7 protein-coding genes, 1 rRNA gene and 1 pseudogene are annotated in these 11,172 nt (G+C 70.5%); 7 read left to right on the top strand and 2 right to left on the bottom strand.

Annotation, left to right across the window (positions count from 1 at the left end; genetic code table 11):
• The first annotated feature begins 19 nt into the window (after positions 1-19).
• Both ACIHEI_RS34405 and ACIHEI_RS34410 read left to right on the top strand, forming a co-directional pair.
• Positions 20-2,113 carry a flavin monoamine oxidase family protein gene (locus ACIHEI_RS34405; RefSeq protein ID WP_396609509.1) on the top strand — a complete coding sequence of 698 codons (2,094 nt, stop codon included), beginning with the start codon at positions 20-22 and terminating at the stop codon, positions 2,111-2,113.
• The gene (locus tag ACIHEI_RS34410; protein WP_396609510.1) at positions 2,110-3,951 is read left to right on the top strand and encodes an alpha-keto acid decarboxylase family protein; all 1,842 of its coding nucleotides are present in this window, start codon (positions 2,110-2,112) and stop codon (positions 3,949-3,951) included. The genes ACIHEI_RS34405 and ACIHEI_RS34410 overlap by 4 nt, the downstream gene beginning before the upstream one ends.
• Positions 3,952-4,003: 52 nt before the next feature.
• On the opposite strand, the gene ACIHEI_RS34415 is transcribed toward ACIHEI_RS34410, so the two are convergent.
• A complete protein-coding gene (locus ACIHEI_RS34415) occupies positions 4,004-5,236 on the bottom strand; it encodes a C40 family peptidase (RefSeq protein WP_396609511.1) in 1,233 nt (410 codons plus the stop codon).
• Positions 5,237-5,583: 347 nt separating this feature from the next.
• Here ACIHEI_RS34415 and ACIHEI_RS34420 point away from each other — a divergent pair, with 347 nt between their 5' ends.
• From ACIHEI_RS34420 to ACIHEI_RS34440, 5 genes and pseudogenes are all read left to right on the top strand, one after another.
• Entirely contained in the window at positions 5,584-7,704 is a 2,121-nt protein-coding gene (locus tag ACIHEI_RS34420; RefSeq protein ID WP_396609512.1) for an alkaline phosphatase family protein, read from the top strand.
• Positions 7,705-7,883: 179 nt separating this feature from the next.
• Complete coding sequence (locus ACIHEI_RS34425; RefSeq protein WP_396609513.1) at positions 7,884-8,450, top strand: LemA family protein; 567 nt, start codon at positions 7,884-7,886, stop codon at positions 8,448-8,450.
• Entirely contained in the window at positions 8,447-9,958 is a 1,512-nt protein-coding gene (locus ACIHEI_RS34430) for a DUF2207 family protein (protein ID WP_396609514.1), read from the top strand. The genes ACIHEI_RS34425 and ACIHEI_RS34430 overlap by 4 nt, the downstream gene beginning before the upstream one ends.
• Before the next feature lie 130 nt (positions 9,959-10,088).
• Positions 10,089-10,361, top strand: a pseudogene (locus ACIHEI_RS34435) (MFS transporter); the annotation flags it as partial.
• Between the two features lie 25 nt (positions 10,362-10,386).
• Entirely contained in the window at positions 10,387-10,551 is a 165-nt protein-coding gene (locus tag ACIHEI_RS34440; protein WP_396609516.1) for a hypothetical protein, read from the top strand.
• A 536-nt stretch (positions 10,552-11,087) separates the two neighbouring features.
• Here ACIHEI_RS34440 and rrf read toward each other — a convergent pair.
• Positions 11,088-11,172, bottom strand: a 5S ribosomal RNA gene (gene rrf, locus ACIHEI_RS34445); the annotation flags it as partial.

The following is an 11,172-nucleotide window of genomic DNA, read 5'->3' on the forward strand; positions in this document are numbered from 1 at the left end:
ACCCACCGAGGAGACACCCGTGAAGAACCCCTCCGACGAGAGCGCCCGCCGGCACACCGCCCAGCAGTTGGCCCGCGAACTGCTGCTGGTCGGCCCGGACGGTGAGGACCTGAAGCTGCGCTACCTCGACGTCCTGATCAAGGACGGCATTCCGCCGAACGGCGCCCGTAAGGACGTGCTGATCATCGGCGCGGGCATCGCGGGCCTGGTCGCCGGCAAGCTGCTCAAGGACGCCGGGCACAACGTCACCATCCTGGAGGCCAACGCCAGCCGGGTGGGCGGCCGGATCAAGACCTTCCACGCCGGCGACAACGCGGGCGAGGGCGACGGCCCGTTCCACGACCCGAAGCAGTACGCGGAGGCCGGGGCGATGCGGCTGCCCAGCTTCCACCCGCTCACCCTCGCGCTGATCGACAGCCTCGGCCTGAAACGGCGGCTGTTCTTCAACGTCGACATCGACCCCGACACCGGCAACCAGAACGCGCCCGTCCCGCCGGTGGTCTACGAGTCCTTCGACGGCACGGTCTGGAAGTACGGCTCCGACAGCCCCGAGTTCCGCGAGCCGGTCAAGCGCAACAACTCCTGGATCCGCACCAACCGGATCCAGACCCGCCGCAAGGAGTACGCCGACGACCCGACCAGCATCAACGAGGGCTTCCACCTCACCGGCGAGGAGGCGCGGATCACCACCTCCACGATGATCAGCCAGGCGCTGGACCCGGTGCGCGACTACTACTCGGACCTCAAGGACGGCCAGCGGGTGAACAAGCCGTTCGCCGAGTGGCTGGACGGCTGGGCCCGGGTGATCCACGACTTCGACGGCTACTCGATGGGCCGCTTCCTGCGCGAGTACGCGGGCTTCAGCGACGAGGCGATCGAGGCGATCGGCACCATCGAGAACATGACCTCCCGGCTGCACCTGGCCTTCTTCCACTCCTTCCTGGGCCGCAGCGACATCAACCCGAACGTCACCTACTGGGAGATCGAGGGCGGCACCCGGATGCTGCCCGAGACCCTCGCCGAGCAGCTGCGGGACGAACTCCGGATGGGCCGGCGGATGATCCGCATGGAGTACTGGGACCCGCGCCGGGACGGCGGCGGCGCCCGGGACGTCGGCCCGGTCGGTCCGCAGGTCGCCGTCCACACCGTCCCCGAGGACCAGCCGGATGCCGAACCCACCGTCTGGAAGGGCGACTTGGCGATCGTCACCGTGCCGTTCTCGGCGCTGACCTTCGTCCAGGTGACGCCGCCGTTCTCGTACAAGAAGCGCCGGGCGATCATCGAGACCCACTACGACCAGGCCACCAAGGTGCTGCTCGAGTTCTCCCGCCGCTGGTGGGAGTTCACCGAGGCGGACTGGCAGGCCGAACTCGACTCCATCGCACCGGGTCTGTACGAGTACTACCAACGGGCGGGCGAGGACGACGCCGAGGCTGCCGTGGCCGCCGCCCACAACGGCCACCGGCCGCCGCGCAACCTGCCGGAGACGCTGCTCGGCGCGCACCGCAGCGTGGACGAACGCCGGATCAGCGAAGGCCAGTTGGAGGTCTACCGGCACACCCCGCTGCTGCGGGCCAGCGTCCGTCCCGCCACCGACTGCTTCGGCGGCGGCTCGACCACCGACAACCCGAACCGCTTCATGTACTACCCGTCCCACCCGGTGGCTGAGGGCGACGGCGGCGGCGTGGTGCTGGCCAGTTACAGCTGGTCGGACGACGCGGCGCGCTGGGACTCCATGGAGGACGACGAGCGCTACGTCTACGCGCTGCGCAACCTCCAGTCGGTGCACGGCCGCCGGATCGAGGTGTTCTACACCGGCTACGGCAAGACCCAGAGCTGGCTGCGCGACCCGTACGCCTTCGGTGAGGCGGCGGTGTACACCCCGCACCAGATGACCAGCTTCCACCTCGACGCGGGCAAGGCGGAAGGCCCCGTCCACTTCGCCGGCGAGCACATCTCGCTCAAGCACGCCTGGATCGAGGGCGCCGTGGAGACCGCCGTCCGCGCGGCGCTCGCCGTGCACGAGGCGGCGGCGCCGGCCGCGACGCGCCGGGCACTGCGGCCCGAAGTCCAGCTCCGTCAGGAGAACCAAGAGGAGGCACTGCAGCGATGAGCAACAAGACCGAGTGGACCGTGGGTCGCTACCTGGCCACCAGGCTCGAACAGTTGGGCATCCGGTACCTGTTCGGTGTGCCGGGCGACCTGCTCGGCCCGTTCCTGTCGATCATGCAGGACACCACGTCGGTGCGCTGGGTCGGCACCCCGACCGAGATGGGCGCCGGCTACGCCGCCGACGGCTACGCCCGGGTGCGGCTCGCCGACGCCGCCCCCGACCAGCCCGAACAGGGCGTCGCCGCCGTCGCGGTGACGTACGGCGTGGGCGCGTTCAGCCTGCTCAACACCATCGGCGGCGCGTACGTCGAGGACGTGCCGCTGATCGCGATCAACGGTGCGCCGTCCTACGAACAGTGGCTCAACTTCCAGGCGGTGGGCCTGCTCACCTCGCACATGAGCCCGCGCCGGGAGGCCAACCTGGAGGTCTACCGGCAGGTCACGGTGGACGCGCAGGTGCTCTCCAACCCCGGTCTTGCGCCCTCGCAGATCGACAGCGCCATCACCGCCTGCCTGACCGAGCGCAAGCCCGTCTACCTGGAGGTCATGGACGACCTCTGGCACGCGCCCTGCGACCCCCCGCAGGGTCAACTCCGAGCGCACGAGCGGCCGTTCACCAAGCGGAACCAGGACATCCTGGCCAAGGCCGTGGCGGCGGCCGTGGAGCTGATCACGAAGTTCAAGACGCCGATCGTGTGGGCCGGCGAGGAACTCATGCACCAGCGGCTGGAGAACGAACTGGTGGAGTTCGTCGAGGCCACCAAGATGCAGTTCTGCACCACCGTCGGCGCGAAGTCCGTGGTCTCCGAGCAGCACCCGCTGTTCGCCGGCGTGTACAACGGCAAGGCGAGCCTGCCGGAGATCCGCGACACCTTCAAGAACGCGGGCTGCCGGATCGGCCTGGGCACCTGGTCCACGTCCAAGAACCTGAACGGCGAGCAGTCCATCGGCGACGACTGGATCGTGGCGGCCCGCGGCGGCGTCAGCGTCGGCGCCATGTACTTCCCCGACGTCCAACTCCGCCACTTCGTCCCCGCGTTGAAGACCGCGCTGGCCGGAAAGACCTTCCCGGCCGACCACTTCGCGCTGGCCCACAAGGCGGGCCTGGACGTCCCCGCCACCACCGCCGAGTTCCTGGGCTCGCTCAGCGCCAAGCACCACAAGAAGACCGAGCTGACCTACGACGGCTTCTTCGAACGGATGAACCACTTCCTCCAGTTCGAGGCCACCGGCGGCGACCCGAAGGCCCCCTCGCCGTTCACCGTGGTCTCGGACGCGGCGTTCTCGCTGCTCGGCTCGATGAACCTGCGGATCAACGAGCGGGCCGGCTTCCTCGCGCAGAACAGCTGGCTGTCCATCGGCTACTCCGTCGGCGCCGCCACCGGCGTGGCCTTCGGCCGGCAGGAGCCGCTGAAGCGCCCTATGGTGTTCGTCGGCGACGGCTCGTTCCAGGAGATCTGCCAGGAACTGTCCACCCAGGTGCGCCACCACCTGCGGCCGGTGGTCTTCGTCCTCGACAACGAAGGCTTCTACGGCATCGAACAGATGCTGGTCAGCCCCTGCTACTACCAGCAGAAGCCGTCCGACGGCGCCGACTTCTACAACGTGCTGCACCCGTGGCACTACGAGAAGCTGGCCCAGGTCTTCGGCAGCGAGAAGGACCAGATGCACGGCTTCAAGCTCAGCACCTACGCCGAGCTCGACACCCTCCTCACCGAACTCGCCGACCCGACCAACCAGCTCAACCACGCGCCGATCCTGGCCCGCGTCCGGCTCAGCCGGCACGACTACCCGAGGGCGCTCCAGTACAAGATCGACGAGAACTGCCCGACGCCGTAGCCTCCCGCGCGACGCACGCCGGCCCCCGTCCTCGACGGGGGCCGGCGTCGTGTCAGCAGTTGGGGATGGTCACGCCGTTGTTGTCCTTGGCCTGGTCGCTGCCCCACCGCGTCAGGTAGAACGCCGACACCCACTGCCCCTTCGGGCCGACGTCCGGGTCGGTCTTCAGCCACCAGTGGTTGTAGCTGCCGCCGCTGGACACCTCACGGCCCCACACCTTGCAGTACACGTAGTTGGTGCCCTGGTACAGCGTCCCGGTGGGGCCGGCGCTGCCGGAGGTCGCGGAGGCGTACACGGGGACGTTGGCGAAGGTGTCCACCCAGTACTTACCGGTCGGGGCCGGGGCGCCGCCGCCGCCCGCGCAGTCCGGGATGACCGTGCCGTTGTTGTCCTTGGCCACGTCGTTGCCCCACCCGGAGAGGTAGAACGCCGACACCCACTGGCTGCTCGGGCCGACGTCCGGGTCGGTCTTCAGCCACCAGTGGTTGAAGGCGCTGCCGTTCGACACCTCACGGCCCCAGGTCTTGCAGTACACGTAGTTGGTGCCCTGGTACAGCGTCCCCGTGCTGCTGGTGGAGGTCGGCGAGGCGAACACCGGCGCGTTGGCGAAGGTGTTCACCCAGTACTGCCCGCCACCCGCCGGCGGCGGGTTCGGCGCCGGGGTGGTGTTGCCCGCGCCGTAGAGCCGGATCGCGCCGTAGTAGTCGCCGTGCGAGGACAGCGCCGCCACCTGGACGTACCCGCCGGAGTACGGGGCCTCGACGATCCAGCCCTGCCCCAGATACATCGCCACGTGGTGGATGGTGGAGGCGGTACTGCCGAAGTACACCAGGTCACCGGGCAGCAGCGGCCCCGTCCCGTCCGCCCGGTAGTAGCGGGCCACCGCCCGCGAAGTCGGCCACTGGGTCCGCGTGGTGCCGTTGATGACGTCCGCGCCGACCGCCAGCGAGTAGGCGTAGCGGACCATCCCGGAGCAGTCCAGGCCGCGGACGTTGCAGTCGTTCGGGGCGCCGTTGGACGAGTCGCAGATCCCGTACGTCGGCCCCGGCTGCGAACCGTGGCCGCCGCCCCACGAGTACGGAGTCCCGATCAGCCCGCAGGCCGCCCGCACCGCGGCATTCGCCTGCGACGCCCCGCCGGTGGACAGCACCCCGCAGGCAGGCGCGGCCTGCGCCGCCCCCGCTCCGGCGAAGAACACTCCGACCGACACCAGCACCGACAGCAGGGCCGCCCACCGCAAGGGGGCCACCAGCCATCGCGACAGAAGGTTTACTCGCGTAGTCATGACTGCGGATCCTTCCGGCGATCATGACACCGGCCCAATGGGCGCAGCACACAGAAGACTTGACCGTACATTGGCGGCCGGCCACATTGCGCCAGCCCGGAAGGACATGGGACTGCGCAATCAGGTTATCAACGATCCGCCAACACGCGTGCGGAAACCGGAAATTGACGGATCGTTACCGATCGGTAGGGGCTGGCGAAACCTTCGGTGCGGGACAGTTGGCCGAACAACTTCTTCACACGGGCGTCGCGAGGAGTTCCGCCGGTACTTCTTGAGGCCGCAGCACCGGGCCTGCGATCCTGGCGCGCACCCATCCCCAGCCCTCCCACCCTCAGGAGAGTGCCCCTATGCGGAACCCGTCCGCGCACCGACGGCTGCACCTACTGCTCCTCGCCGTCGTGGCCCTGCTCGTCCCGCTCCTGCCGACCCCGGCCGTCGCCGCGGGCAGCTCGGTCGGCATGGCCACCACCAGCTACGTCCAGGGCCGGACTTCGGCGCTGGCGGTGACGTACAGCACCGACCGGCCCTCCGCCACCAACTGGGTCGGCATCTACTCCACCGACCCCGCGAAGGGCCCCGGCAGCGGGACGAACTCGCTGGCCTGGACGTACGCCCCGAACAGCGGCGGCACCGTCACCCTGGCCGCGGGCTCGCTGGCGCCCGGCAGTTACCTCAGTTACCTGCTCGCCAACAACGGCTACACGCCGCTGGCCGCGCCGGTGCTGTTCACCGTGACCTCCTCGGCCGTCCTCGACACCCAGAACAGCGTGCTGTGCGTCGGCCAGACCTCGTACCCGCAGGGCCAGGCGGTGGTCGCCTCCTACGGCACCGGCCGGGTCTCCGCGACCAACTGGATCGGCATCTACCCCGACAACGGCCAGCAGCCGGGCGGGAGTCCGGCCTCCGTCTGGGCCTACGCGCCGAACGGAACCGGCTCGGTCTCCCTCGCCACCGGCACGCTCGCCCCGGGCGCCTACACGGCCAACTACCTCTCCAACGACGGCTACACGGCGCTCGCCCGGCCCGCCCGCTTCTCCGTCACCGCGCCCGGTTCCACCGGCAGCCCCAACCTGATCGTCAACGGGGACGCCGAGTGCGCCGACGCCTCCGTCAGCGGCTACGACGGCGTGACGCTCCCCGGCTGGCAGACCACCGGCGTCCCGACCGCCGTTGCGTACGGCGCGCCGAACGGCTTCCCGTCGAACGGCACCTCCGGCCCGGGCAACCGCGGCACCGCCTTCTTCTCCGGCGGCCCGGTCGGCAGCTCCACGCTCTCCCAGACCGCCGACGTGTCGGCCGCGTCCGGCCCGATCGACGCGGGCGGCGTGACGTACAACCTCTCGGGCTGGCTGGGCGGTTACGCCACGGAGAACTCCACCGCCACCCTCACGGCCACCTTCCTGGGCGGCTCCGGCGCGTCCCTCGGCAGCACCCGGATCGGGCCGGTCAGCGCCACCGACCGCGGCCTGGCCACCGCCCTGCTCCAGCGCACCGCCACCGGCACCCTCCCCGCCGGCACCCGCAGCATCGCCGTCGCCCTGCAACTGACCCGCGAGGCGAGCCGCACCGGCACCGCGTACAACGACGCCTACGCGGACAACCTGTCGCTGACCGTCTCGGCCGCTGTCCCCGCACCCGCCCTGCAGGCCCCCGTCCCGTCCCAAGTGCCTTCGCTGGACCACGTGTTCTTCGTGATGCTGGAGAACAGGTCCTACGACCAGGTGATCGGCAGCTCCGCCGCGCCCTATCTGAACCAGCTGGCGAACAGCGGCGTCACGCTCACCCAGTCCTACGGCGTCGTCCACCCCAGCGACCCCAACTACCTTGCGGTGTCCGGCGGTTCCACCTTCGGCCGGACCGACAACCCCTACCCGGCGCTCACCGGGTCCGTCACCTCGCCGCACCTCGGCAACCTGGTCGAGCAGGCCGGCCGGTCCTGGCGCGGCTATGTCGAGGACATGAAGTCGCCCTGCAACCTGAGCTCCAGCGGCAACTACGACGCTGACAACATCCCGTTCGTCTACTTCAAGGACGTCATCGGCGACACCGCCCGCTGCCAGGACAAGCTCCAGCCGATCACCCGGCTCTGGTCCGACCTCCAATCCCCTGCCACCACACCCGACTTCGTCTGGTTCGAGCCCAACAGCTGCAACACCATGCACAACTGCGACGTCGCCACCGGCGACACCTGGATGCGCACCAACCTCCCCAAGCTGTTCGCCTCCCCCGCCTGGACGCAGCAGCGCTCCCTGCTCGTCATCACCTTCGACGAGGACGACAACAACCACGGCCAGCGCATCCCCACCATCGTCACCGGCTCCCCCGGCCTCACCAAGCCCGGCTACCGCTCCCCCGCCCCCTACAACCACTACAGCATCCTGCGCACCGTCGAAGAGGGCCTGCGCCTCCCCGGCCGCCTGACCCAGAACGACCAGTACGCGACCCCCCTCAACGACATCTGGAACTGACCCCGCCCCACGCACCGGCGCCCGGCCCCACCCGGCCGGGCGCCGCCAGCCGCCCTCCTGGTCTCGATTCGCTGCCGCTTTCGATTAATCGGGGGCATTCGAACGGTCGCCGGCCCTATGATCGCCCCCGACCTGCCGGAACATCCCGGCGAGAGGTCTCGACAACAGGGGGGAACAACGTGGGTCTCGTCGTGGGCGGCGTCCTTGCCGTGCTGGTCGCGGTGCTGCTGTGGTGGGTCGTCAGGACGTACAACCGGCTGATCCGGCTGCGCAACCAGACGCAGGCGTCCTGGGCGCAGATCGACGTCCAGCTGAAGCGCCGGCACGAGCTGATACCGAATCTGGTCGAGGGTGCGCGCGGGTACGCGGCGCACGAGCGGGGCACGCTGGAGGCCGTCATCACCGCGCGCGGGGCGGCGGAGGAGGCCGGGCTCGGCGTCACCGACAAGGCGGTCGCGGAGGAGTTGCTGACCGCCGCCCTCGGCAAGGTGCTCGCCCTCGCCGAGGCCTACCCGCAGTTGAAGGCGGACCAGCATTTCCTCAAGCTGCAGGCCGAGTTGACCACCGCCGAGGACAAGATCGCCTACGCGCGGCAGTTCTACAACAGCGCCGTCCAGACCTACCACACCGCCCTGGAGAGCTTCCCCGGCAACGTCGTCTCCGGGTTCGGCGGCGGGCACGCCCGACGGGAGTACTTCGAGGCCGGGGCCACCGCGCAGGACGCACCCCGGGTGAACCTCGCGTGAGCCTCGACGCCCAGCTGTACTGGGCCGGCGCCGGCGTGGCCGCGCTCTGGCTCGTGGTCTACGGAATCTCCCTGGTCGCCACCCGGAACGGGGCCGTCCGCCCCGGCCCCGCGACGCAGGAACTCGGCGACGAGCCCGAACGACCGGCCGTGGTCGCCCTGTTGTCGAACCACTGGCGTTCCGTGGACCACGCCGCCGCCGCGACCCTGCTGGACCTCGCGGCGCGCGGACTGGTCGAGATCCGCCAGCCCGCCGACGACCCCGCGCAGAGCACGGTGCACCTCACCAACAAGGGCGCCCCCGCCCTGGCCCCCTACGAACAGCGGGTCCTCGACCGGATCACCGAGCAGGCCGGCGACTCCGGCGCCCCCATCGGCGCGATCGCCTTCCGCGCGCAGGAACGCGCGACCGCCTGGAACGGCGCCTTCCGCCGGGAGATCGTCGCCGAGGCCCGCCGACGCGGCCTCTCCCGGCCGCGGCTCGGCCCCCTGCTCTCCAGTGTGCTGTTCACCGGCCTGTTCGCCCCCGGCGTGCTCCTCGGGCTGGGCGTCATCACCGGCGGACACGGCGTCCGCGCGGCAGCCGGGCTCGGCGCCCTTCCGATCTTCCCGCTCGGGTTTCTGCTCGCGCTGGCCATCGGCGAACGGGCGACCCGGTCCGGGCTCGAACGCGCGGGCCACTGGGCCGGAGTCCAGTCCTGGCTCCGCGCCCACGAGGACTTCGCCCAACTCCCGCCCGCGGCCGTCACCGTCTGGGACCGCTACCTCGCCTACGCCGCCGCGCTCGGCGTCACCGTCCGCACCTCCCGCCTGCTCGGCTTCGACTCCGGCGACAAGCGCCGCGTCTGGTCCTCCTACGGCGGCACCTGGCGCCCCGTCCGCATCCGCTACCCCCGGCTCCGCCCCGGCTTCGGCGCCAACACCACCCGGCTGCTCCAACTCGCGGGCGCCGCAGCCGTGGTGGCCGTCGGCCTGACGGTCTTCGCGCTCCTCCGCCGCCCCGAGTGGGCGGCCGCCCCCGACGTGACCGAGACGGTGCGCCGCCCCGGCCTGGTGCTGAGCGCCGGCTGGGTCGCCATCGCCGTCCTCGCCCTCCTGGTGGCCGGACGCCTCAGCCGCTGGACGGCGTTCCTCGCCTTCCTCGGCATGATGCCCGGCAACTTCGCCGGCCGCCACGGCTGGGCGTCCGACGCCCTGAACCACCCGGGCCCGACCCTCGCCGAAACCGTCGTGATCGTCTGCTTCGGCGCCCTCACCGCCCACTACCTCACCCTCGCCGCCCTGGAACGGCGCGCCCCCCACACCCTCACCGGCGAGATCCTCCGCCTGGAGCCCCGCCGCCGCGACAAGGCCCCCCGCTTCCTCGCCCTCGACACCGGCACCACCGACCAAACCCGAGCCTGGGCCCTCCCCGCCGGCGCCCCCACCCCCGCCCCCGGCACCGTGGTCCGCCTCGCGGTGTCGCGCGGCACGCGGATGATCAGGTCGGTGGAACCCGTCACCGACTGAGCGGGTCCAACTTCCTTGGCGGGTGCGCCCGGTGTGCGGCAATCAGGTCGCGTCGCACACCGGGCGCAGCGCTGTGTGCCGACGGCGACCGGTTACGGGGTCAGCGGCCAGGCACCTCCAGCACCTCCACGAGCAGTCGCTGCTGACCGCCGTTCCGGTGATCACCGGCTCCCTGGGCCGCAGCCCGGTCGACGCGCTCACCGACCGGTACCGCGGCCGGGTGATGCTCCCGCTGGTGTCCGCCGCCACCATCGAGCCAGTGCTCTACCTCGGCCTGATCGGCCGCTCCTCGCTCACCGCGCTGCTCGCCGGCCGCTTCCTCCTCGGCACCGGCGACACCGCTTTCGCCCATCGGCGCCCCCGTCGTCAACGCCTGATACCCCCGGAACGCCGCGGCACGGCGGCAGCTCCTCGACGCCCTCACCCAGTTGCGCAACCACATCCTCAAGGAACAGGACGGCATCCTCTCCGCCGCCCTCGCCCAACTCAGCGCCGAGGACTGGGAGACCGTCGAAGCCGTCCGCGCGCCCGACGTCGGCACGGCCTTGCCAACACCCTCGCCAACCTCGAGCTTTCCCGAGGCGTTGATCTGACAGCCGATGAGATCATTGACGCCGTCGCAGACTTCTTCGATTGGTAGGCCCGAACGATGGTTGTCCTCACAACAGTTCTCGCCCTGTGCCTCATCTGGTTCGGGACGGTGCTCGTCCGGCAGGGGATCCGGAGCTGGCGAGGCCAGACTCCCTCCACGTTCCTGGCGCGGTCACTTGCGGCGAACGTACTGGCCGGAGGGGAACGTGCCCTGCTGATGCTCGGGGCGTGCGGGTGCTTCCTCGGCGCCATGATCGGCCTGGGCGGATACCTCAGCGCCGCGGGTGTCATAGGAGGCACGACCCCACCTCCGCCGTCCGCAGCTCTGGTCGTCGTACTGCTGATCCTCCTCGCCGGCGTCGTCACCACCAGCCTGACGGGAATCGCGATCGTCTGGTACAACCGGCCGCGCTTCCTGCCCCCCCCCCCCCCCGCATCTGCGGGACCAGCCCGGCATCATGTCGGTGCGCTAAAAGATCGAGGCCAAACACGAAAAGCCCCTGCCCGGTTTCCCGGACAGGGGCTTTTCTGAATGATTGTTCGGCGGCGTCCTACTCTCCCACAGGGTCCCCCCTGCAGTACCATCGGCGCTGTGAGGCTTAGCTTCCGGGTTCGGAATGTAA

The organism is Kitasatospora sp. NPDC051984, from assembly GCF_044593455.1.
Classification (GTDB): Bacteria; Actinomycetota; Actinomycetes; order Streptomycetales; family Streptomycetaceae; genus Kitasatospora.

Excerpts from the sequence above, each read along its gene's own strand:
- ACIHEI_RS34410 (WP_396609510.1), top strand. The coding sequence starts at position 2,110 with ATGAGCAACAAGACCGAGTGGACCGTGGGTCGCTACCTGGCCACCAGG.
- ACIHEI_RS34415 (WP_396609511.1), bottom strand. The coding sequence starts at position 5,236 with ATGACTACGCGAGTAAACCTTCTGTCGCGATGGCTGGTGGCCCCCTTG.
- ACIHEI_RS34420 (WP_396609512.1), top strand. The coding sequence starts at position 5,584 with ATGCGGAACCCGTCCGCGCACCGACGGCTGCACCTACTGCTCCTCGCC.